The following is a 23588-nucleotide window of genomic DNA, read 5'->3' as shown; positions in this document are numbered from 1 at the left end:
CAATTCCAATTTTCCGCTAGATACATGACACTGGCTGCTGTTTAAAAAATTCCTTCGCAGCGACCAAATCATTAGCAATTTGCTGCTTGAGTGCATCAAGGGAAGCAAACCGCTGCTCATTACGCAGTTTTTTGCGTAACACCACATCAATATGACGCCCATACAGATCCATTTGGGTATCAATCAGATGTACTTCAAGTTGTTGGCCCTGACCAGAGACGGTTGGACGTGTACCAATATTGGCAACCCCCGGTAAAGGCTTATCTCCCAAGCCATAGACTTCAACGACATAAACGCCTTGTACAGGAGCCACTAAACGTTTTAATGGTAAATTAGCTGTTGGAAAGCCAATAGTACTCCCCAGCCGTCTACCATGAACAACCCGGCCACAAATACTATATGGATGTCCCAATAATGTTTCAGCTAATACCAAATCATCATCTTGCAGTGCCTGACGGATAGCGGTGCTGCTGATCCGTAAGCCACTGTCACAAAAACTTTCGCTATTGGTCACGTCAAAACCGTATGTTTCACCGGCTTGCTGTAGAAAGGCAAAATCACCACTGCGGGATTTACCAAAACGAAAATCATCTCCTACCGCCAGAAACTTAACACCCAATTTTTCCACGAGCAACCGCGAAACAAAGGCTTCTGCCGTATTTGCCGCAAAATTCCTGTCAAATTTCACACATAATAAATAATCCACTCCATACCGGGCGAGATATTTAGCTTTATCCCTCAATCTCGTCAAACGGGCTGGAGCATCATCCCTGGCGAAAACTTCCAAGGGTTGTGGTTCAAAAATCATAACCGTTACCGGTAAACCCAGACGCTGCCCTTCGCGTTTTAAGTGCCTCAGCAGTGCCTGATGGCCTCTATGAACGCCATCAAAATTACCAATCGTCAGCACGCAACCATGGTGACGCGCCCGAATATTACGTATACCGCGAATTAGCTCCATAGCTGGCTCAATACCCTGGAAATTGCCAAATTATACCTTGTACAAAGCGCAAGGTTAACCCACCATCATAAGATGGCTAAAATTAATAACCCTGATTCATACAACAAAAACGGGCAGGAATCCCGAAAAATATTTATTTTATTTCTCATCAGGACTATTCAATGAGATTTTTATTGTGAAAGACTGTATTCCAGCTAACTAAGCTGATAAAATCCTGCGCCATCACAACGTAACAAGTGCCGCAGTACAACGGCGCTTATTTGCACAAATCCATTGACAAAAGAAGGCTGAACAGGCATATTCCTCGGCCTTTGAATTGTCCTCGATAGAATATATTTGGGAGTTGGACCTTGGCTAATATCAAATCAGCTAAGAAACGCGCCATTCAGTCTGAAAAACGTCGTCAGCACAACGCTAGCCGTCGTTCTATGGTGCGTACCTTCATCAAGAAGGTCTATGCTGCTATCGCCACTGGCGATAAAGAATCTGCACAGAAAGCATTTAATGACATGCAACCTATTGTCGATCGTCACGCCTGTAAAGGTCTGATCCACAAAAATAAAGCAGCACGTCATAAATCTAATCTGGCAGCTCAAATCAACGCAATGTAATAATTTGCGTTTAGATTACTGAAAAACCGGCTTTCGCCGGTTTTTTTGTTGTTTGCGATTATTATCAATTATTTTTTAAGTCCGCTTCTTAGATGGCGCATTAAACAACGCGGAAAAATCTTTATTACACACGCGCTGAACCGCCGGATGTTGAATCATTCGTTCAGCAAAAATCACATAATACTCTTCTTGCACTGCATCCAGCCGGCCAATTTCAGCAATATCATTGTCAGCAAAAATATCATTGGTATACAAAGACGGCGCAACGAAAATCGCATTATGATACATACCAAACGCTTTCATTAATGCGGCATCATCAAATTCACCCAGAACTTCAACCTGAAGATTTTTATTACGGATCCAGGTCAACAGTTTACGCCCTAACATAGAGCGACGTCCTGGAACCAACAGGCGACGTTCCTCTAAACATTCTGGGAAAGGCTTTTCCGGAATAGGTTGCCGGCAAAAGAAACTGACATTGCACTCACCCAGTTTTACCGAGAACAACCCTTCCTGCTGGGAAGAATCCACTGGGCAATCAGACAGTATCATATCGAGTTTGTGCTGACTCAGTTGCTCAAGCAGCAATTCATGGGTTGATTCAAAACAGCGCAGATGGATCTGCTCATGTTCCACCACCGCCGTTTCCAATACCTGGCTAACCAGACGTTTAGATAATGCATCAGCAACACCAACATCAAACAACAGGTTGGATTCACGGCTGTAGTTAACAATATCCAGCATCTCCTGACTCAGCATAAACATCTTATCCGCATAGCGGAAGATAAGCTGTCCCAGTTCTGATGGCACCAGACCCCGGCCTTGGCGTTTGAACAACTTTCCGCCTAAACGCTCCTCCAGTGCTTTTATTTGCCCTGTAATCGTCTGCGGCGTCAGGTAAAGCGCTTCTGCCGCCCCAACCACAGACCCTTCCTTACAAACATGCCAGAAATAATAGAGATGATTAAAATTCAGATGTGACACCCGCATATATTTTTCCTTGTGTATCGCTTTCGTCTGATAATCAACGCCAGCCATACATTCCTAATTTTTACCGTTTTACGGCGATTTCCTGTTTTTTCGCTACATAAAATATCCGCGATACAATTTTATTGTTGTACCGCGAGTACAAAAATGAGAGTCAGTTCGGAAATTCTTTCTGAAACTATCAGGCTAAGTTAATTAATTTATCACGGCTCTGCCATCACTTTTTCTTTGGTAAGACCATTCGTAACAAACCATAGCCCATTAGCGCGGCAGTTGTTGAGCCAATCAGAATTCCCAGACGGGAATAGGTACTGAAAGATTCACCTGCTCCCTCAAAAGCCAACCCTGAAATAAAGATGGACATGGTAAAGCCAATCCCACAAAGAACCGAAACAGCAAATATCTGTTTAAGACTAATCCGTTGTGGCAATTTAGCCAATCCCATCTTGATGGAAATATAACTGAACAGGAAAATTCCCAGTGGCTTACCAAGAAACAGAGCCGCCGCAATACCCAACGGTAACATATCAGTCAAACCATTCAACGTAACGCCACTCAGGATCACACCTGCATTGGCAAATGCAAATAACGGCAAAATAAGATACGCCACCCAAGGATGTAATCCATGTTCAAGTGATTCAGAGGGTGAATGACCATTCCGGCAACGCAGAGGAATAAGAAAACCAACGATGACGCCGGCCAGCGTTGCATGAACACCCGATTTCAAGATGCAAACCCAAAGAATTGTGCCAATAACCAGATAAGCCGATGTTTTTTCGACACCACGCCAATTCATCCAAATCAGCAAAGCAATCATTGCTGCCGATAATCCAAGCGCAACAAGGGAAACTGTTTTGGTATAAAACAGAGCAATGATCACAATAACGCCCAGATCATCAATAATCGCTAATGCCAGTAGAAAAACCTTGAGTTCTGTTGGTACCCGTTTAGCCAATAGCGCCATCACACCCAGGGCAAATGCGATATCTGTTGCCGCAGGAATAGCCCATCCCTGACGGGTAAACTCATCACTGCCATTAAATAGCAGATAGATCAATGCCGGTGCGACCATACCACCCATAGCCGCTATCACTGGAAATACCGCTTTATCACGCCCCACCAAAGAACCTTCCAGCAGCTCACGCTTAACTTCTAAACCAACAATCAAAAAGAAGACAGCCATCAAGCCGTCATTTATCCACAACAATAAAGGTTTATTTATCTCCAGTGCAGAAAATTGTACTGCTACCGGAATGTTAAGAAATTGCTGATAAACACCCTGTAATGGCGAATTCGCCATTATCAGCGCAATAATGGCTGCAATGATAAGAAGAAGCCCTCCAGCCGCTTCTAATTTCAGGAATTGACGAATAATTGCTGTCACGATGATTAACCTCTGAAATTGATCGGGTTATAAATAGTACTCCAACTATAATTTCGAAAAAAATCGATTTTATAGCCAGAATAATTCGCTATAACCGATCTATTGATGATCTACATCTCAATAAAAGTAGATTATCAACCAGAGGGAGCCATTAAATGAATTTGAGCAACAGAGTTGTGATGGTAGCTACCACACCAATAAGGCAGGAAGCGACGACAATCGGATACCACATGGCCTCACGGTTTATCTTTGTTGTTTTTGCCATTAATTTTACTATTTCAGCATGGATTTTTTCGAGTTCAGCAGTAGTCATTTCATAGTGCTCATCGCAAAATATTCGTATTCAACATGAATGCATATTATGTGAAATATATTAAGAAAATCATTAACACATATAAATAACTTAAAAAATTAACACTTATTAATAATTAGCAAAGAATCCTTAACCGCCATAACCGATTTTTTCTCAGCAGGAATTATTTCACAATACTCTTCGCTATTAGTGATAATAATCGGTGATATCAGTTGAATCTGATTCTCTTGAAGAAAATAAATATCGAAATTAACTAATATGTCACCGGCAACCACAATCTGACCTTCCATAACCTGCAAATTAAACCCCTTTCCTTGTAAATCTACAGTTTCAATACCAATATGAATCAATAATTCAATTCCTTGATCGGAAATTAAACCAATAGCATGTCCAGTTGGAGTAATCATTGAAACCTTACCATTAAAAGGCGCTTTCACTATACCTTCGGTAGGAATAATAGCAATGCCATCGCCAATGATTTTTTCAGAAAAAGTGTCGTCAGGTACGCTTGAGAGAGGTTTAATTTCACCCGTCATAGGAGAAAGTAATGTAAGTTTTTTAGTTTTCGAAGAGTGTGGATTTGTTAATACCATAGGCTCACTATTAGGTTCTAATTTCATTAATAACGTGAGTATAAACGCAACTAAGAAACTACAACAAATCCCAAACAAAATAGAAAGAAAATTATTGCTATCTTTTTGCATATAAAAAGGGAGTGATACCAATCCTGGAATACTAAAAGCAAATATTTTTATAGAAAAAACACCCACAATAGCCCCACCAACTGCCCCTCCAATTAATGCTGCATAAAAAGGCTTTTTTAATTTAAGAGTAACACCATACATTGCGGGTTCAGTTACCCCTAAAAAAGCAGAAAATGAGGCTGAATATGCTAATGATTTCATCTGTCTATCTTTAATTTTAATTGCAACTGCCAATGTAGCGCCAGCTTGTGCGATATTACTGGCAAAACTGATTGGTAATAGCATAAAATCATATCCGAGAGATTTAAAATTAGCAAAAACACTCGGTAAAAAAGCATAATGCATCCCAGTAATCACCAAAACAGGTATCAGTCCTCCCAGTAATAATCCCGCAAATGGTCCAACCACAGAAAATAATTCTAAAATCATCTTCTCAAGATACAAGCCAATTGCATTTCCTAACGGCGCAGCAATAATTAATAAAATTGGCACGGAAATCAATAAGACTAACAATGGCGTAAATATTATTTTTAATACCATTGGAATAAATCTGTCTACCCATCTATGGATATAACTAAGTAACCAAACACCTAAGATAATTGGAATGGCAGTGTAGCTATAATGAATAGCGGGAACAGAGACACCAAACACATCGAAATATCCACCACCAGAGGCGCTTATAAGATCAGATAATGTTGGATAAATTAAAATACATGCTAACGTTGCCGCAATAAATTCGTTAGTTTTAAATTTTCTTGCCGCCGAAAAGGCAAGAAGAACAGGCAAAAAATACAGAGGCGCATCAGAAATAATATATAATAATTTATACTCATTACTCTCCGCTGAAATCCAGTTCATCGTATAGAAAAAAATCAACCCGCCTTTCAGTAACCCAGCGCCAACTATCGCTGGCAATATGGGAACAAATATACCTGAGATTATATCAAAAATATGACTTACCCGGCTTTTATTTTGGTCATCACAACCACTTTCACTCTCTTTCAATTGCTTAATTATTTCACTAAATATTTCAATAACTCTATTACCAATAATTATTTGCAACTGTCCACTATGGAAACGCGCCCCCATAACCCCCTGAATTTTCTTTATCCCGGCAATATCTACTTTACTATCATCTATAACATTAAAACGTAATCTGGTAACACAATGCCAACTTTTATTTATATTCCCCCCTCCCCCAAGAAATATAATAATATCTTTCGCTAAGTCTTCATAATTCATTTTTACCACCCACATCTAATCTATTGTCAAAAATAACCAAACCACATAAATCTATTTATCTCATATTGTTTAAATTAATACCTGTCTACAAACCTATTTGACGACTCATTTGCTATTACTATTAATCTCTGGCCTTATAACTATCATTGACCACCCGTTCTATATGAATCACCAAATAAATCAGTTCATCATCGGGAACTTTCCACTGATATTTTTCTCGCAGATATTTTATTAATTTCACTGCACAGTTGTAACTTTTGAAATATTTTTCCTCTATCAATTCTTGCAATGAGAAATCCATTTCAATAGCAGACGAGTGCTGATTTTTATTTTGTCTGATTAAGAAATAGCGCAGATGAGTAATAAAACGAGAATAATTTACTGACGTTGAATCAAGGTTAACATGAAAATAGTAGTGAATGAGTTTAACAGTTTTATTAATTAAATTCGTTAATTTTAATGTATCTCCCATCGTTTGCCCTTCATATTGAGCATTAACAAAATGCAAGGCAATCAATGAGGCTTCTATCGGTGGTAATGGCGTTTCAATCTGGTTATTAATATGAATAAGCGCCTGTTTACCAATTTCATATTCTAACGGATAAAGATGGGGAATCTCCCACTGCAAGACATTACCAATCTGATACCCTTTGCGCACACGCTCAAATGCAAAGTTTAAATGTTCTGACAAAGTAATGAGTAATGAATCGTTAAGAGGTTTGGCAAGAAAATCTTTACCCAATGTGATAATTTTCTCAGTTAACTCTATAACTGAAACAGGGATAGTAGAAAGGATCTGATTTATTTTACAGTGTTTTTCGACAGTAAAAACTTTTGCAACATCTTGAATATGCAGCCTGTCCCCTTTTTTCCGATTAAATCCTATGCCCTTATCCATAAGAATCATTTCATTATTATTCTCATCAATAGCAAGAACGACATTATTATTTATGAGTTTTATTATCGTTAACAAAAGATATACCCTAAGGATAAACTATTATCAGCCCTAACCTATAGAATAGGTAAAATATATCCGTGACCTGATTGTACCTGATCTAGTCAATCCTGGTCATTGACACTTCCGTACACTAATTCATATAGACATTCCCTCTTTCAGGCTAAGGTATAATTTTTATAAAGTCAATGACACAACAACAGGCGCAGTTTACCTAAGGCATTTATGATAAGTATCACATTTTTGCCAAAATTATTCTTAATGACTTGCAAGTATCATCAGGAATAACTAATTTCTAAATATTAATCTAGGCTTGTTACCGACTTAGTTGCGACTGATGTCGGGCAAAACCTAATCTATTATCTACTATGCCCCTATTCCAGGGCTATTAGATGGTGGGTTAGGTTTTTTTTTGACTTAAATTCGGCCTTTCGCTGTTTTCAACTTAATTCAAAGAAGGGGAAGTCTAATGAGGTACGAAAGTCTGGCTGATAAGATAGTCAGCACAATAGGCGGGAAAGAAAACATATCCAGCCTTGTCCATTGTGCCACACGTTTACGATTTAAACTTAAAGATAGGAATTTAGCTAACAGCGAATTACTTAAACAGACAACAGGAATTATCACCGTAGTAGAGAGTGGTGGGCAATATCAGGTGGTTATTGGTAGCCATGTAGGTGATGTCTACGATGATATTAATAATAAATACTTACAGGATAATGTAGAAAAAACCGAGAATAAACAAGGTGTAACCTCAAAACAAGAGATAAAAAAAGAGAATACAAAAGGTGTAAAACGTATTTTTGATGGCGCAATTGATATTATTTCCAGTATTTTTACACCACTATTAGGTGTACTGGTTGCTGCCGGATTAATTAAAGGAATAATCGCTTTATCCAATGTATTTAATTGGATGAGTATAGACAGTGGTACCTATAAAATTTTATTCGCTACCGGCGATGCAATGCTTTATTTCATGCCTATTTTATTAGGGTATACCGCCGGTAAGCGATTCGGTGGAAACCCTTTTATTACTATGGTTATTGGGGCAGTATTAACTTATCCAACCATGACCGAAGCATTTAAACTTTCTCAAACGACGCCAGACATTCACTTAGATTTCCTGGGTATTCCCATCACTTTCATTAATTACAGCTCGACAGTGGTTCCTATTATTTTATCCGCATGGTTTAGCTGCTTTTTGGAGAAGAAGCTCAATAGTTGGTTTCATTCCTCCTTCAAAATATTTATTACGCCTTTCCTGTGCCTGTTGATTACCGTTCCTCTGACTTTTCTGGTCATTGGCCCTGTGGCAACGGAACTCAGTAATGGTCTGGCGGCAGGATATCTCTTTTTCTATCAACTTAACCCGGTCATTTCTGGGATTATAATGGGAGCAATATGGCAAGTTTGTGTCATTTTCGGTCTGCACTGGGGACTCATCCCAATAATAATCAATAATATGATGACACAGGGAAAAGATATGCTCTCCCCACTGCTCCAGCCAGCAATATTTGGTCAGGCAGGTGCAACATTAGGTGTATTTCTACGTACACGCGATAAGAATATGAAAACGTTATCAGGAACTGCATTCATATCAAGTCTCTTTGGCATTACTGAGCCGTCTATTTATGGTGTGACACTACCACTGAAACGTCCATTTATTATCGGTTGTATTGGCGGTGCACTTGGTGGTGCTGTTGTCGGCTTCTATTCTGGGACAGCACATAACTTCGGCGGTATGGGTGTCTTTGCGTTTACCTCATTTATTTCTCCGGCTGGAATAGACAACGCTTTCTGGAGTGTAATTTTAGGTTCACTGGGTTCATTCATGTTCTCCTGTATTGCAACCTATTTATTCGGTGTACCGTCAGAAGCTAAAGCTTCACAAAGCATATCCCGCACAACAAATTAATTTAAACGCTGATAAAACGTGTCGTATTAAGACGATATCTTCCAAGTTTAACGAGTAATAAAAGAGAGGAAAACCATGAAAAAACAATTTCCAGCAGACTTCCTTTGGGGAGGCGCATTAGCTGCAAATCAGGCCGAAGGCGCTTATCAAACAGGTGGAAAAGGGTTATCAACCTCAGATATGCAACCTCACGGCGTTATAGGTCACAGTTTAGAACGCAATTTGGGTGATTTCCATATCAAGGATATTGGTATTGATTTTTACCATCGTTATCCTGACGATATTGCGCTGTTTGCTGAAATGGGATTTAAATGCCTGAGAACCTCTATCGCCTGGACACGGATATTTCCCGAAGGTGATGAAGAAACTCCGAACGAAAATGGTCTGGCTTTTTATGATCGCCTTTTTGACGAAATGAGAAAATATCATATTCAACCATTAATTACGCTGTCTCATTTTGAAATGCCTTATGGTTTAGTAAAAAAATATGGCGGCTGGGGAAATCGTAAAACAATTGAGTTTTTTGACCATTATGCCAGAACGGTCTTTGAACGTTACAAACATAAAGTAAAATACTGGCTGACATTCAATGAAATTAACATGTCTTTATTTTCTTGCTTTACCGGTGCAGGATTACCGGAAAACAGTAAAATTCAGGATATTTATCAGGCACTACACTATCAGCTAGTTGCCAGTGCCAAAGCGGTTAAAGCCTGCCATGAAATCATTCCTGATGCAAAAATCGGTAATATGGTAGCGGCAGCATCTTACTACCCATTAACTTGTCATCCTGATGATGCACTAGAATCATTGAAAAAGAATAGAGAATCGCTGTTCTTTTTTGATGTACAGGCACGTGGGTATTATCCATCCTATATGACACGCCTGTTTAAAGAGCAGAATATTACGCTCGATATAACAGATGAAGATACACAAGCACTAAAAGAAACCGTAGATTTCCTTTCTTTCAGTTACTACATGAGCTGTTGTGCAACAACAGATCCAGAAATTAATAAGACCGCTGGGAATCTGATTAATCCGGTGAAAAACCCTTATTTGTCCAGCTCAGAATGGGGATGGCAAATAGATCCTAAGGGCATTCGTTATCTGCTCAATATGCTATATGACCGTTATCAGAAGCCACTGTTTATTGTAGAAAACGGTTTGGGCGCCAGAGATGTTATTCAAAACGATGGCACTATTATTGATGATTATCGTATTCAATATCTCAACGATCATTTATTCCAGGTACGGGAAGCCATTGAAGATGGTGTTCAGTTATTAGGATATACCTCATGGGGGCCAATAGATTTGGTCAGCGCCTCTACCGCAGAAATGTCAAAACGATACGGGTTTATTTATGTCGATCGTGATGATCAGGGCAATGGCACACTGGAACGGCGGCGTAAGAAAAGTTTTAGCTGGTATAAAGATGTTATAAGCAGTCACGGAAATATTCTTAAAGCCCCGGAGGTAAAAAATGAAAATAGCCAATAAATTTCTTTTATTAACGCTGTCGCTTATTCTGCTTCATAGCAATACAGTTGCAGCGACAAAAAGTGACTGTAGTGCATATGATGCCCTTTTACCAAGAGGTCCGGAAACACCTTCGGTTTCATCCGCTTGCGATACCGTATTTCCTGAATGGGGCGGTCTCAGAAAAGAGATGGCAGATCATGGTTTTTATGCAAATATCCAAATGTTAACAAATCTAACCTATGATGTTTCAAGAAACTGGAAAAATACCTCTAATCCTAACTATGTAGGCCAACGCTTAACCACCGGTAATATGTTTATTACAGAACTGACCTATGATTTATCGCGGGTTGGTTTCACTGATAAGGCACAATTACGTGTAGGTCTAAACTATGCCTACAATAACTTTAAAAATAATGGTCAAGATGGGCATCCTTTTATTTCCGCTTTTTCTATTAACCAACCTTTATTTAATGATCGGGTGATATTGAATTACGGCTACACAACACTGCTCTCTCATTTCTATGGATTGTTTTTCGGTAGCAGTACAGCGTCATCTGCCCTGGGGCCAACCAGTGTGATGTTGTCCCAGGCCGGTCTGCCCAGTACAAAACCGAGTCCATCGATAGATATTCGGTTTTTATCGGAAAATAAACGTTGGTATGACCATATTGGCGTTGCCAGAAGTCAAAGCTCGGAAGGTTTAAGAGCGGACTCAAAATACAATACTTATGGTCTGCGCTGGAAACTTCCCAGTGCGGGTACGTTAGTCATCAATGAATTAGGTTATCGTGTTAATGCCAATGAAACGGAAAACATGATCTGGATTCGAGGCGGCTCGGTGTTTAATAAAACACCTTATTTTAACTATAACAACTCAGAATATGAAGATCATACCTACTCTCATTATATCGCGGTTACCCGCCAGATAACCAAACCGGATGCGTCCATGCCTTTCCGCGGCTGGTATATTGATGGTAAAGCCAACTATGCACCAAAGGATCGTAACCTGTTTAATACCGATGTTTCGTTATCGTTGTTCAGCATTGGTCCATTCGATTCACGTCCGACCGATATGCTTACTTTTGGTTTGTCATATAATAAGTTTAGTGATGACGCAAAAGATTACTTCGCCCGTAACGGTCAATCTGCTGAAAGTTATAGTGCAACTGCTTCCGCGTCATATTCGTATCGTGTTTACAACGGGATCTATTGGACCAACAGCTTATCCTATACTCATCACCCCTCAGTAACACCAAAAGAGGACGATGCTTATAATTTACTCACACAAATTACCTTTAGTTTATAATTTTCAGCCAAAACAAAAAGTCCTCGCGTGAAAACGAGGACTTTATCAATAATCTGAGCTGTGTTTATAAACACAGCGCTATTATGAAGATATGCACGGCTATTTGGTCAAATCATCAAAAAATTTCTTTACGCCATCAAAGAAACTTTTAGAACGTGGGCTGTTGGTTTCGCCACCAGTACCACCTAAAGATTCTCCCAATTCACGCAGTAATTCTTTCTGTCTTTCGTTCAATTTAACCGGAGTTTCTACTACCACCCGGCACAGTAAATCACCCTGAACGCCGCCACGGACAGATTTAACACCTTTACCTTTCATGCGGAACATCTTACCTGTCTGGGTTTCAGCAGGTATTTTCAGTTTCACACGGCCATCAAGGGTTGGGACTTCGATTTCCCCACCCAGTGCCGCCATGGCAAAGTTAACTGGCACTTCACAATAGAGATTATTTTCTTCACGCTCGAAAATATGGTGCTTTTTCACCTGTACCTGAACATACAAATCACCTGCCGGTGCGCCCTTACCACCCGCTTCACCCTCACCACTCAGGCGAATGCGATCACCGGTGTCTACACCAGCCGGGATCTTAACAGACAGTGTTTTATATTTTTCGACACGACCATGACCATGACACTTGTTACAAGAATCTTTAATGATCTGACCACGACCATGACAATGTGGGCAAGGTTGCTGAACGGTGAAGAAACCCTGACGCATATGAACCTGACCAGAACCCTGACAGGTTGAACAGGTGACAGGGCTGGTACCGGCTTTAGCACCACTGCCATGACAGGCATCACAGGTTTCCAATGTCGGGATACGGATCTCTTTGGTCACACCACGAACCGCTTCTTCCAGTGTCAGTTCCATGCTGTAACGCAAATCAGCACCGCGGCTTGGACGCTGCTGCTGACGACGACCACCACCGAAGATATCACCGAAAACGTCACCAAAGATATCACTGAAATCAGCACCGCCGCCACCGCCGCCCATGCCACCTTGCTCAAAAGCAGCATGACCATATTGGTCATAAGCAGCCCGTTTCTGATCGTCAGTCAGAATTTCATAGGCTTCTTTAACTTCTTTGAATTTGCCTTCCGCATCTTTATCGCCCTGATTACGATCAGGATGATATTTCATTGCCAGCCGTTTATAGGCTTTTTTAATCTCTTTTTCGTCGGCTGTTTTGGAGACCCCCAAAACTTCGTAACAATCTCTTTTTGCCATCTCTTATTTTACCCTTAACATGCGCGCACGGGCGCAGAGTTCCCTCAACGCCCGTGCCGGTTAATCAGCAACAGTTGTTATCCACTGTCACTGCGCCCGCTAAGGGCAATCATTTTTTGTCTTTAACTTCTTCGAATTCAGCGTCTACAACGTTGTCATCTTTTTTCGCGCTGTCACCCGCGTCTGCTGCACCAGCCTGAGCCTGCTGCTGAGCAATTTCCAATAGTTTAGCGGAAGCCTGAACCAGAGCCTGAATTTTCGCTTCGATATCCGCTTTATCTTCGCCTTTAGCGGCAGTTTCCAATGCAGTTACCGCGCTTTCAATAGCTGTTTTATCTTCTGCTGGCAGTTTGTCACCCGCTTCTTCTACTTGTTTACGAGTACCGTGAACAAGTTGATCTGCCTGGTTACGCGTCTGTACCAACTCTTCAAACTTACGATCAGATTCAGCGTTAGCTTCTGCATCACGAACCATCTGTTGGATCTCTTCCTCATTCAGACCAGAAGAAGCCTTAATGGTGATCTGCTGTTCGCGGCCACTGTTTTTATCTTTAGCAGATACGTGCAGAATGCCGTCGGCATCAATGTCAAAAGTGACTTCGATCTGAGGCATACCACGAGGTGCCGGCTGAATACCATCCAGATTGAACTGACCCAGAGATTTGTTATCGCCGGAACGTTTACGCTCACCCTGCAATACATGGATAGTTACCGCAGATTGGTTATCTTCTGCCGTAGAGAACACCTGGCTGTGTTTAGTTGGGATAGTGGTGTTTTTCGTAATGAGGGAAGTCATCACGCCGCCCATCGTTTCGATACCCAGAGACAGAGGCGTTACGTCCAGAAGCAATACGTCTTTCACATCACCAGCCAGAACACCGCCCTGTACCGCAGCACCCATCGCTACCGCTTCGTCAGGGTTCACGTCTTTACGTGGTTCTTTACCGAAGAAGTCAGCAACCACTTTCTGCACCATTGGCATACGGGTCTGACCGCCCACCAGAATCACATCTTGCACATCAGAAACTGACAGTCCAGCATCTTGCAATGCAACCCGTACCGGCTCCATACAACGTTTAACCAGGTCTTCTACTAGTGATTCCAATTTCGCACGGGTCACTTTGATGTTCATGTGCTTAGGACCCGCTGCATCCGCAGTGATGTACGGCAGGTTAACATCGGTCTGCTGTGCAGAAGAAAGCTCAATTTTTGCTTTTTCCGCCGCTTCTTTCAGACGTTGCATTGCCAGTGGATCATTACGCAAATCAATGCCCTGATCTTTCTTAAATTCGTCAACCAGATAGTTGATCATACGGCTGTCGAAATCTTCACCACCCAAGTGAGTATCACCGTTGGTTGCAAGAACTTCATAGGTTTTTTCGCCGTCAACTTCATCAATTTCGATAATAGAGATATCGAAAGTACCGCCACCCAGGTCATAAACCGCGATAGTACGGTTACCCACTTCTCTGTCCAGGCCGTAAGCCAGTGCAGCTGCGGTTGGTTCGTTGATAATACGTTTTACTTCCAGACCTGCGATACGACCTGCGTCTTTTGTTGCCTGACGCTGAGCATCGTTGAAATAGGCAGGTACAGTGATAACTGCTTCAGTTACCGGCTCACCCAAGTAGTCTTCAGCTGTTTTCTTCATTTTCTTCAGAACTTCAGCAGAAACCTGAGGAGGAGCCATTTTCTGGTCTTTCACTTCCAGCCATGCGTCACCGTTATCTGCCGCAATGATTTTGTATGGCATGATAGCTACGTCACGTTGTGCTTCTTCGTCCTGGAAACGACGACCAATCAGACGCTTAATAGCAAACAGCGTATTTTGCGGGTTAGTAACAGCCTGACGTTTAGCCGGTTGACCAACCAGAGTTTCACCATCCTGGGTATATGCAATAATGGAAGGAGTTGTACGATCACCTTCGCTGTTTTCCAGTACACGAGCTGTCGTGCCATCCATAATAGCTACACAAGAGTTGGTAGTTCCCAAGTCGATACCAATAATTTTACCCATCTAAACGCCTCCACAAGAAATTCGTAATCAGTCAAGTTGCTAATCAATATGAGGATGGTTATCTGCTTTTCAACGGCACCTATTTTTATTGCCTCTATGCGATTCCTCACCTTTGCTTATATACATCAGCTGTATAGAACAGCGATTAGCAACTGCGGTTGATTATAAGATGGGGCCGTTAAAACCATCATCAAGGGGGGCGTGAAAAAAAAACCTTTTTATTATTTCACAGGTCATTGTTTCCTTGCTGACAGATCATTATGATTCGCCACCTTTGCTATTTATTACTTTTACGATTTTCTTTCAGAGGACTTATGAGCACTAATCAGTTGGCAAATCCCGGCCCTTTAGGTTTGATGGGTTTCGGCATGACAACCATTCTGCTTAATCTGCACAACGCAGGTTTCTTTCCACTGGCATCAGTTGTCCTGAGCATGGGCATTTTTTATGGCGGTCTGGCCCAAATACTGGCGGGACTTTTTGAATATAAGAAAGGCAATACTTTTGCCGCAACGGCTTTCACCTCTTATGGGCTGTTTTGGCTCAGTCTAGTCGGGTTACTGTTTCTGCCGAAAATGGGACTGGCAGAAGCCACCAGCAGTCAGTATTTGGCGGTATATCTTGGTTTGTGGGGTATTTTTACTCTGTTTATGTTCTTTGGCACCTTCAAGACTAACCGCATACTCCAGTTTATCTTTGGTGGCCTGACACTGTTATTCGCTTTGTTAGCCATTGGCAACTTTACTGGAAATACCGCGCTTCTGACGATTGCCGGTTATGAAGGGATCATTTGTGGCGTCAGTGCGTTTTATCTGGCCATGGCGGAAGTACTGAATGAACAGTATGGCCGCACTATCCTGCCTATTGGCGAGATAAAATAGTCATAAACCGCGGGTTGGAAGAGGGAAAGTTTTCTCACTCCCTCTTTCAACTAAGCTTGCACCATCCATAGCCCGACACACATAAAGGGTTTCTTTCAGACCTGTCGATGCAAAATAGTGTTGTTCTACCGCGGCCTTAACAGCATCAACCTGTACTTGTGGCACTAACGCAACCACACAACCGCCAAATCCCCCTCCAGTCATTCTTACCCCACCCTGTTTACCGATAACTTGCTTCACAATATCAACCAAGATATCAATTTCAGGTACGGTAATTTCAAAGTCATCACGCATTGACTGATGTGATTGTGCCATGAGTTCCGCGATTAACGATATATCACCACCGGCCATCAATGCTTTTGCTGCCAAAAGCGTACGCTCATTTTCTGTGATCACATGGCGTGCACGTTTAGCGACTACCCCATCAAGCTCAAAGATACGCTTTTCAAACTCATCTATTGTCACATCCCGTAAAGCTTTAACACCAAATAATGCCGCCGCTTGCTCACATTGAGTCCGGCGAATATTATATTCACTGCCAACCAATTCTCGTTTCTTATTTGAATTAATAATAATAACCGCTATATCTTTAGGCATAGACACAGCCTGAATGGTTAAATTCCGACAATCAATTAATAACGCATAATTATTTTTCCCTTCTGCTGAAATTAATTGATCCATAATGCCGCAATGACATCCCACAAATTCATTTTCCGCCTGCTGTCCATTTAGCGCAATTTCTGTTTGACTAATCGTTAAGTGGTAAAGGGTTTTAAATGTTTGACCAATAGCCGTTTCCAATGCAGCCGATGAGCTTAATCCAGCGCCCTGCGGCACATTACCCGTCACGACAATATCTGCCCCTTTAAATACATATCCACGATGGAGCAAATACTTCACAACCCCTCGAATATAATTAGCCCACATTTTACTTTCGTGAAATATAATAGGCTGACTGATATCAAACTCATCTAATTGATTACCATAATCAACTGAAACAACACGAATAATATTGTCCTGTCGCTTCGCCGCAGCAACCACAACTTGGTAATTAATGGCACATGGCAATACAAAGCCGTCATTATAATCAGTATGCTCTCCAATCAAATTAACCCGACCTGGCGCTTGAATAATATGTGTCGGTGTATAATGGAATACTGAATTAAAAATATCTTTAGCACAATTAATTAAAGTTTTCATCACTTTATTCTCAAATATAGCGTTAACCGCACGATACTTTCAATGAAATATCGCCACCGGGCATAATCACTTTTGCTCTTTATAATGTACATCACTCAAAGCACGCAAAATTTGAGCTGCTTGCTCTGCCGTTAAATCACGTTGCGTTTCAGCAAACATTTCATAGCCCACCATGAATTTTCGCACGGTAGCAGACCGCAATAACGGCGGATAGAAAAGTGCGTGTAATTGCCAATGCTCAATATCTGTATCTTGTTCAAAAAACGGGGCAAAATGCCAGCCCATCGAATAAGGAAAAGAACTTTGAAATAGATTATCATAACGGCTAGTGAGTTTTTTAAGTGCAACCGCTAAATCATCACGTTGTTCATCTGTTAATTCACTCATACGACGAACATGAACTTTAGGTAACAACATTGTTTCATAGGGCCATGCTGCCCAATAAGGCACAACCGCCAGCCAATGCAGGGTATTAACCACGACTCGCTCACCATCAGCTAATTCAGCCTGAACATAATCCACCAGTAAGTTAGAATTATGTTCCTGGTAATAGGCTCGCAACTGTTTATCTTTACGCTCAATTTCATTTGGCAAAAAACTATTTGCCCAGATTTGCCCATGCGGGTGAGGCTGAGAACACCCCATTGTTTCTCCTTTATTCTCAAATAATTGCACCCAGAGATACTCTTTACCCAGCATTTCAATTTGTTCATGCCAGGTATCAATTAATTGACGAATTTGTTCAACAGACAATTCAGGCAAGGTTTTACTGTGATCAGGAGAAAAACAGATCACGCGGCTTAATCCCCGTACCCCTTGTGTTTTAAATAACAGGTGATGCGATTGTGGAATATCAGGCGAATCTGGCATTAAAGCCGAAAAATCATTATTGAAAACAAATGTTGCTTGATAAGCAGGATTTTGCTCACCAGAAATACGCACGTTTGATGGACAAAGGAAACATTGCTCATCATAGTTTGGGATATCGTCTATTAATGACTGCTCATCTTGCCCACTCCACGGCCGCTTCACCCGATGGGGAGAAACCAAAACCCATTGCCCGGTTAGAGGATTATAACGACGATGGGGATGTTCAATAGGGTTAAATTCAATCTTAGACATAACAGTCTCTACTTTTTTATATTTTTCAACATCATTTGTGAAAATATTTGTTAATACTTGGACTGACCGCAGTGTAACAATGGGCCTCAACACCAATCTGAGATATCAATCACGCAAATGTAAACGATTTCACCCAAAATACGAAAATGAATCAAATAGATCCCAAAGGAATTATATTAGTTTCATCCATGCTCGTTACTGACCGCAGTTTTAACATAGCGGCTTATGCCATCATGATTATTCTCGCTGTGTTGTATGTTGCTTTCTGGTAATGAAATTGTCTCATGCAGAGTTGAGGTGATTTAACTGTATATCCTTAAGTTGGAATCGCCTCATCATCTTGGCTGATGTTGAATTTGTTAATTTTTTCGTTTAAATATCGATTAATTAATGCATTGAAATCCACTCAAATATTAAAATACTTTCCTACTGAAAATATTATCTAAGATTAAATACCCCTTTACATAGTTGATTAAATAGTTTAATTAATATAATGCTTTGACAAAGAGGGTTGTCCTTAGGTAAGGCAACCAATAATACAAGGAAGCAAAACATTTCACATTAAATGCTGTACTCTGGCATAAATATGATTTGTCATGAAATCGGTCACAAGCAATGACATAAACAGAAATCTTTAAATAACATATAATTGAGATTTAGATGGAATTGCATAATAAAGATAATACGATCTCGTCCGAGATAATAATCGCACAGAAGCTATTGAAAAATAGTAATGATTTATTTCCATTGACAAGTTTGCTTCTCCACACTATTGATATCCATTACATAATAATTACTGCCCGTTATTTACCTTGCAGAGAAGATGATATCAATGATGGCAACCTACAATACCTACTGAGCCCAATCTGTATCTTACAGACCAAATCATATCAAAACTTCATATGTTGGACTCATGGTTATGGATAGCTCAATTTCCTAAAGTCATTAACCAATAAGAGTAGAACAACTATAGACTTAGAGAAGTTTTATCTAATTATGAAATGGTTTTTAAAAGAAGCGCTTTATATTCACAATACTAAAGCAAATGACGAAGTCATAAATATAGGTGCAGGATTTGGTCCCACAGGCCTTCCTCATATAGGAACCCTATGTGAAATTATTCGGATCAATTTCGTTAAAACGGAATTAGAAAAACTTGGCCGCAAAGTCAATTTTTTCCTGGTATCAGACGATCTCGATCCTTTCAGGAAAGTACCAGCAAACGTTCCGTTACAAGAAGAATTAAAACTCTATCTTGGTAAACCTATTAACCAAGTACCTGATCCTTATGGTGAGTTCAATTCTTTTTCTGCGATGGCTGAAAATAAATTGATACAACTGGCTGAAAGATACAATATTAATTGTACTTTGATCCGCAATTCATTAGCTTATTCCAAAGGAGACTATAATAAACAACTTACTGAATTAATTAAAAACTACGATAAAATCAACACTATTTGTATGAATTCAACTGGGCCTTTAAGACAAAGGACATATAGCATTGTTATGCCTATATCTCCCATCACTGGAAATGTTATTGAACATATAAAGGTGACAAACGTTGATTGGAATAAGGGAGAAATGACTTATTTCATTCCTAGCAGCGAAGTGATAAATAAGCCTGGTTATGAATATGCCGTTGAGCTAAGTGAATTATACAAGTCTGAAGTTTTGGATGAAGAGCAAACAATTTCTGTCCTCAATGGTAACTGTAAACTCCAATGGAAAGCTGACTGGGCAATGCGATTGCTTTCCAGATCGATTGATTTTGAAATGCATGGTGAAGATCTAAGTGATTCAGCCAAAGTGGCCAAAGAAATCGCAGAGGCATTAAACGCCCCTATACCCAGATTATATAGATACGGGCTTTTTCTGGATGCAAATGGTAAAAAAATTTCTAAATCTAAAGGCAACGGATTTTCCTTATCTGATGCCAAGAATTTATTAAAAAAAAGAGCGATAGAGTGGTATCTGTCTAAAAAACCTCAACGGACATTAAAATTTCATATCGCACTTGCACCAAAACTCAATGACAGCACAGATGAGAAACAATCTGCATGCAATATAGGTTTCGCAAAGGCTGTTCGCATGTTATTTGCCTCTAAGCCTATTGATAAACTTTCAGCCAGAAAATTCTTACTTCTATATGCGAGAAAATCTCAATCTGAAATCACTGATGACGTTATTAATTACAGTTACAATTATCATAAAAAGACATTTAACTACGGATCTAATGGACTAAGTACCGAACATGAAAAACAATATATCTCAACGATAGCGGATAATTTGACGACTGGCTTTGCATGCAATGCCAGTGAACTACATAAATTTGCCATCGATATATTCATCAAATTATTCCCAGAAAGACAACCAAGTGAAGCATGGAATCTACTTAATCGAGCTTTGTTTGGAACTATTCACGGACCCAAACTTAAAACCTGGTTTGATATTGTCGGGATCGAAGTTGCAACAAAACGTTTGCAAAATCCAATCCTTTCAATGGACACCCTACTTTCCGCAAAAAACCCGGCTATTGAACAACAAGAATTATTAACAAGAAATAATAAAGAGGATGATCAAATGGGCTCTTCTCTACTCTATGAAGATATCGATTTCGAAAGTGTGAAAAAAACCTGCCAATTATTCGCATATGCTTTAGTCGAAAAGAAAGATCATATTATTGAGGCATTATCTTCCTATCAATGTAAAAATGTTACAGAAGATGAAATTAAAAGATCGACAGATTTGCTTTTGAATATTGAGATGAACCAAAACTATTTTAAAAAGAAAATTTACGGAGTGACCTCATTTCTTCCGTTAAATCAGCCTATTTATGCATCTGTATGTTTTGGATTTATTCCCTCTATCATGTCAAAAGATGTTTGTATTCGACCACCGACAACCATGACCCCACATTACAAACGTTTCCTTAATGCAATAGATATCACACAATACTCACCTTCTTTATCGGTATCCTTTGCCGAGAAAGAAAATTTTCTTAGTGACCGGGTAAAAATTACAGATGCAGTGATTTTTACAGGAACACCCGAAAATGCACTAAAAGTTAGAAAACATTTTAAGAAAAAAACACTATTTATCCTCAATGGTGCTGGTCACAATCCTTTAATTGTTTCAGATGATGCAAATATAGAGAAGGCTGTCGAAAGTGCTAAAAGTATCGTTCTTTACAATCAAGGCCAGGATTGCGCTGGCCCTAACACCATATTAGTACATAGTAAAATATATAAGAATTTCAAAGAGCGGCTGTTGTCAGACCTGATCTTGCTTGAAAATAAAGTTGGCCCCTATAGTGTGAGAGAAAATATTGTCGGTCCCAACAGTGATATTGATCACACTATAAAAATTGCCAGTGTATTCAAGCAATATCGTCAGTTCTGTACATATGGCGGTGAAGTCAACCCCATTAACGGTATGATTAAACCTACAGTATTTGAGAAGCCTATTTATCTTGGGGGGAATTATAAGGAATTTTTCGCGCCTGTATTTTTTCTTCAAGAATATAATACTGACTCCGACCTTCATCTTTACTTCTCAGACCCACAATACCCGAACAACGCTATGTACATCTCCTTATTTGGAACCAGTGATTATATTTCTCATCAACTGGATGAGAAATTACACCACAAAGAAAGCATCCTCCATAATACGGATCTCCATAAAGAAGAACGTGGGTTTCTTCCCTATGGTGGACAAGGCCCTGCGGCTTCATGTATTTTTTATGACGGTGAACGTTTTAATGGAAGCACTCTGCCACAAAGAGATATATACACTTACCTGGTAAACTCCATTTAAGGAAAATATATAATGCATGTTAGATTCAGTGCGCAAATTCTGGCTATCCACTCAGTTATCGCCAGTATCACTAGACTAATCGGTCTGGCGTTCGGGTATTCCATCCTTGTTGTGGCACTGAAACTAACTGACTTTGAAGAGTAAAACGCAACTATTATTTCAATTTCACTTTTTCAAGCGCAGCAAAAATTTGCTGTTTATCCGAATCCTTTAAGTTATGTTGTTGAATATTTGCCATAAACATTTCCTTGTCAGAAACGTTTATCTTTTCTCCGTCTTTTAGCAGAACCGCAATTTGTTGGAGAATTTCAGTACTTAACCCACTAATTTTAATACGAACATCATCCAGCGGTTTTGGTTGCCAGCCATTTTCAGGAACTGACAACCAATCGGCCCGATAACGATATTGAATCGCCTTCGCAGCATCCATCTGGATTACAATAAATGGCCTGACTGACTCCCCGCTTAATCCAAAAGACTCGGCTTCACTTATTGATTTGGCAAGCACCTTATCTTCCTGAGCCATAACCTCAACAGGTAAATGGTTTTCAGCCTTATATCCTGCCACATCTTTCATGTAAGAAAGACGCTGATTAATTAACTGGGCTATCGTTGTCTTTGTTTCCATTGCCTGCACCGACATTGAGGCCATTATGCTCACAACCAATGCAAAACCAGAAATAAAACCAATTATCTTTGCTTTTTTTGACCGTTTCATCTTTTCACCTCGGAATTTATTCCAAACAACTAATCAACATGCTAAATGAATTATAGACTTATAATGTTGAAGTTGCCTTTCGATAAGTGTCAGATAAAAGCTCGATTTTTTTGATTCCTTCCACAGTGAGTTCATTGTTCAGCGACGAGCACTTTTCGGTCTAAAAGCAGCAACTACCTTATCATCGGTTTCGATATATGGGCCATCCAGCAATTGGATACAATACGGCACGCTGGCAAAAATGCCGGATACCAGAACATTGCCATTTTCGTCTTTCAAACCTTCCAACGTTTCTGCTATTGCTTTTGGTTGTCCTGGTAAGTTCAAAATAAGCGCCTGTTTGCGAATAACGCCAACTTGGCGGGATAGGATTGCGGTTGGAACAAATTTCAGGCTGATCTGGCGCATCTGTTCGCCATAGCCTGGCATTTCACGATCTGCAACCGCTAATGTTGCATCAGGAGTCACATCACGGCGTGCAGGGCCAGTTCCACCGGTAGTCAAAACCAGATGACAGCCGATTTCATCCACCAGCTCGCACAGGGTTTGTTCAATGATAATCTGCTCATCAGGGATCAGACGCGTTTCTATATTGAAAGGTGTTGTAATAGCACTTTTCAACCACTTTTCCAGTGCCGGAATCCCTTTGTCCTGATAAACACCGCTTGATGCACGATCAGAGACGGATACCAGGCCAATGCGCAATTCATTCATACAAACCTCAATAATACATAATTAACTAACAGCAAAAAG

General features: G+C 40.2%; 19 protein-coding genes. 7 read left to right on the top strand and 12 right to left on the bottom strand.

The window, feature by feature from the left end; genetic code table 11:
- Positions 1-16: 16 nt before the first annotated feature.
- Complete coding sequence (gene ribF / locus ACGF63_RS07220; protein ID WP_152963533.1) at positions 17-961, bottom strand: bifunctional riboflavin kinase/FAD synthetase; 945 nt, start codon at positions 959-961, stop codon at positions 17-19.
- A 350-nt stretch (positions 962-1311) separates the two neighbouring features.
- Between ribF and rpsT the strand changes: the two genes are divergently transcribed.
- A complete protein-coding gene (gene rpsT, locus ACGF63_RS07215; protein ID WP_021326156.1) occupies positions 1312-1572 on the top strand; it encodes a 30S ribosomal protein S20 in 261 nt (86 codons plus the stop codon).
- 75 nt (positions 1573-1647) lie between these two features.
- On the opposite strand, the gene nhaR is transcribed toward rpsT, so the two are convergent.
- From nhaR to ACGF63_RS07190, 5 genes are all read right to left on the bottom strand, one after another.
- A complete protein-coding gene (gene nhaR, locus ACGF63_RS07210; RefSeq protein WP_152963564.1) occupies positions 1648-2562 on the bottom strand; it encodes a transcriptional activator NhaR in 915 nt (304 codons plus the stop codon).
- Between the two features lie 214 nt (positions 2563-2776).
- A complete protein-coding gene (nhaA, locus tag ACGF63_RS07205; RefSeq protein WP_036843849.1) occupies positions 2777-3943 on the bottom strand; it encodes a Na+/H+ antiporter NhaA in 1167 nt (388 codons plus the stop codon).
- A gap of 151 nt (positions 3944-4094) precedes the next feature.
- Complete coding sequence (locus ACGF63_RS07200) at positions 4095-4256, bottom strand: hypothetical protein (RefSeq protein ID WP_203448966.1); 162 nt, start codon at positions 4254-4256, stop codon at positions 4095-4097.
- Between the two features lie 98 nt (positions 4257-4354).
- A complete protein-coding gene (locus ACGF63_RS07195; RefSeq protein ID WP_152963532.1) occupies positions 4355-6202 on the bottom strand; it encodes a beta-glucoside-specific PTS transporter subunit IIABC in 1848 nt (615 codons plus the stop codon).
- Positions 6203-6323: 121 nt separating this feature from the next.
- Positions 6324-7175, bottom strand: a complete 852-nt coding sequence (locus tag ACGF63_RS07190) for a PRD domain-containing protein (RefSeq protein WP_387629769.1) — start codon at positions 7173-7175, stop codon at positions 6324-6326.
- A 451-nt stretch (positions 7176-7626) separates the two neighbouring features.
- Here ACGF63_RS07190 and ACGF63_RS07185 point away from each other — a divergent pair, with 451 nt between their 5' ends.
- From ACGF63_RS07185 to ACGF63_RS07175, 3 genes are all read left to right on the top strand, one after another.
- Positions 7627-9072: a PTS transporter subunit EIIC gene (locus ACGF63_RS07185; protein ID WP_387629766.1), complete on the top strand. Its 1446-nt coding sequence runs from the start codon at positions 7627-7629 to the stop codon at positions 9070-9072.
- A gap of 75 nt (positions 9073-9147) precedes the next feature.
- Positions 9148-10569, top strand: a complete 1422-nt coding sequence (gene ascB, locus ACGF63_RS07180; RefSeq protein WP_387629763.1) for a 6-phospho-beta-glucosidase — start codon at positions 9148-9150, stop codon at positions 10567-10569.
- Positions 10553-11857, top strand: coding sequence for a carbohydrate porin (locus ACGF63_RS07175; RefSeq protein WP_387629760.1), 1305 nt, complete (start codon positions 10553-10555; stop codon positions 11855-11857). The genes ascB and ACGF63_RS07175 overlap by 17 nt, the downstream gene beginning before the upstream one ends.
- 99 nt (positions 11858-11956) lie before the next feature.
- On the opposite strand, the gene dnaJ is transcribed toward ACGF63_RS07175, so the two are convergent.
- Together dnaJ and dnaK are read right to left on the bottom strand one after the other, a co-directional pair.
- Positions 11957-13084: a molecular chaperone DnaJ gene (gene dnaJ, locus ACGF63_RS07170; protein WP_387629757.1), complete on the bottom strand. Its 1128-nt coding sequence runs from the start codon at positions 13082-13084 to the stop codon at positions 11957-11959.
- A gap of 109 nt (positions 13085-13193) precedes the next feature.
- Positions 13194-15101: a molecular chaperone DnaK gene (gene dnaK, locus ACGF63_RS07165; protein WP_152963529.1), complete on the bottom strand. Its 1908-nt coding sequence runs from the start codon at positions 15099-15101 to the stop codon at positions 13194-13196.
- 314 nt (positions 15102-15415) lie between these two features.
- On the opposite strand from dnaK, the gene satP reads away from it, so the two are divergent.
- Positions 15416-15982 (top strand): acetate uptake transporter, encoded by a 567-nt coding sequence (gene satP / locus ACGF63_RS07160; RefSeq protein ID WP_152963528.1) that lies wholly within the window; start codon positions 15416-15418, stop codon positions 15980-15982.
- On the opposite strand, the gene galK is transcribed toward satP, so the two are convergent.
- Complete coding sequence (galK, locus tag ACGF63_RS07155; protein ID WP_152963527.1) at positions 15983-17182, bottom strand: galactokinase; 1200 nt, start codon at positions 17180-17182, stop codon at positions 15983-15985.
- A gap of 66 nt (positions 17183-17248) precedes the next feature.
- Positions 17249-18304 (bottom strand): UDP-glucose--hexose-1-phosphate uridylyltransferase, encoded by a 1056-nt coding sequence (locus ACGF63_RS07150; RefSeq protein ID WP_387629751.1) that lies wholly within the window; start codon positions 18302-18304, stop codon positions 17249-17251.
- 996 nt (positions 18305-19300) lie between these two features.
- On the opposite strand from ACGF63_RS07150, the gene ACGF63_RS07145 reads away from it, so the two are divergent.
- Together ACGF63_RS07145 and ACGF63_RS07140 are read left to right on the top strand one after the other, a co-directional pair.
- Complete coding sequence (locus tag ACGF63_RS07145; protein ID WP_387629748.1) at positions 19301-22117, top strand: aldehyde dehydrogenase family protein; 2817 nt, start codon at positions 19301-19303, stop codon at positions 22115-22117.
- A gap of 12 nt (positions 22118-22129) precedes the next feature.
- Entirely contained in the window at positions 22130-22261 is a 132-nt protein-coding gene (locus ACGF63_RS07140) for a hypothetical protein (protein WP_269149783.1), read from the top strand.
- Positions 22262-22271: 10 nt separating this feature from the next.
- Here ACGF63_RS07140 and ACGF63_RS07135 read toward each other — a convergent pair whose 3' ends face one another.
- The gene (locus ACGF63_RS07135) at positions 22272-22835 is read right to left on the bottom strand and encodes a chorismate mutase (protein WP_387629744.1); all 564 of its coding nucleotides are present in this window, start codon (positions 22833-22835) and stop codon (positions 22272-22274) included.
- Positions 22836-22973: 138 nt separating this feature from the next.
- Positions 22974-23549, bottom strand: coding sequence for a molybdopterin adenylyltransferase (gene mog, locus ACGF63_RS07130; RefSeq protein ID WP_387629741.1), 576 nt, complete (start codon positions 23547-23549; stop codon positions 22974-22976).
- Positions 23550-23588 lie beyond the last annotated feature (39 nt).

This window comes from Photorhabdus sp. RM322S (assembly GCF_042879395.1).
Lineage (GTDB): Bacteria > Pseudomonadota > Gammaproteobacteria > Enterobacterales > Enterobacteriaceae > Photorhabdus > Photorhabdus khanii.
The sequence above is the reverse complement of the archived record's forward strand: the minus strand, read 5'-3'. Positions and strand labels throughout refer to the sequence as shown.

What these genes read in the sequence shown, in the direction of transcription:
- ribF (WP_152963533.1), bottom strand. Translation starts at nt 961, where the DNA reads ATGGAGCTAATTCGCGGTATACGTAATATTCGGGCGCGTCACCATGGT.
- nhaR (WP_152963564.1), bottom strand. Translation starts at nt 2,562, where the DNA reads ATGCGGGTGTCACATCTGAATTTTAATCATCTCTATTATTTCTGGCAT.
- ACGF63_RS07200 (WP_203448966.1), bottom strand. Translation starts at nt 4,256, where the DNA reads ATGACTACTGCTGAACTCGAAAAAATCCATGCTGAAATAGTAAAATTA.
- ACGF63_RS07195 (WP_152963532.1), bottom strand. Translation starts at nt 6,202, where the DNA reads ATGAATTATGAAGACTTAGCGAAAGATATTATTATATTTCTTGGGGGA.
- ACGF63_RS07185 (WP_387629766.1), top strand. Translation starts at nt 7,627, where the DNA reads ATGAGGTACGAAAGTCTGGCTGATAAGATAGTCAGCACAATAGGCGGG.
- ascB (WP_387629763.1), top strand. Translation starts at nt 9,148, where the DNA reads ATGAAAAAACAATTTCCAGCAGACTTCCTTTGGGGAGGCGCATTAGCT.
- ACGF63_RS07175 (WP_387629760.1), top strand. Translation starts at nt 10,553, where the DNA reads ATGAAAATAGCCAATAAATTTCTTTTATTAACGCTGTCGCTTATTCTG.
- dnaJ (WP_387629757.1), bottom strand. Translation starts at nt 13,084, where the DNA reads ATGGCAAAAAGAGATTGTTACGAAGTTTTGGGGGTCTCCAAAACAGCC.
- dnaK (WP_152963529.1), bottom strand. Translation starts at nt 15,101, where the DNA reads ATGGGTAAAATTATTGGTATCGACTTGGGAACTACCAACTCTTGTGTA.
- satP (WP_152963528.1), top strand. Translation starts at nt 15,416, where the DNA reads ATGAGCACTAATCAGTTGGCAAATCCCGGCCCTTTAGGTTTGATGGGT.
- galK (WP_152963527.1), bottom strand. Translation starts at nt 17,182, where the DNA reads ATGAAAACTTTAATTAATTGTGCTAAAGATATTTTTAATTCAGTATTC.
- ACGF63_RS07150 (WP_387629751.1), bottom strand. Translation starts at nt 18,304, where the DNA reads ATGTCTAAGATTGAATTTAACCCTATTGAACATCCCCATCGTCGTTAT.
- ACGF63_RS07145 (WP_387629748.1), top strand. Translation starts at nt 19,301, where the DNA reads ATGAAATGGTTTTTAAAAGAAGCGCTTTATATTCACAATACTAAAGCA.
- ACGF63_RS07140 (WP_269149783.1), top strand. Translation starts at nt 22,130, where the DNA reads ATGCATGTTAGATTCAGTGCGCAAATTCTGGCTATCCACTCAGTTATC.
- ACGF63_RS07135 (WP_387629744.1), bottom strand. Translation starts at nt 22,835, where the DNA reads ATGAAACGGTCAAAAAAAGCAAAGATAATTGGTTTTATTTCTGGTTTT.
- mog (WP_387629741.1), bottom strand. Translation starts at nt 23,549, where the DNA reads ATGAATGAATTGCGCATTGGCCTGGTATCCGTCTCTGATCGTGCATCA.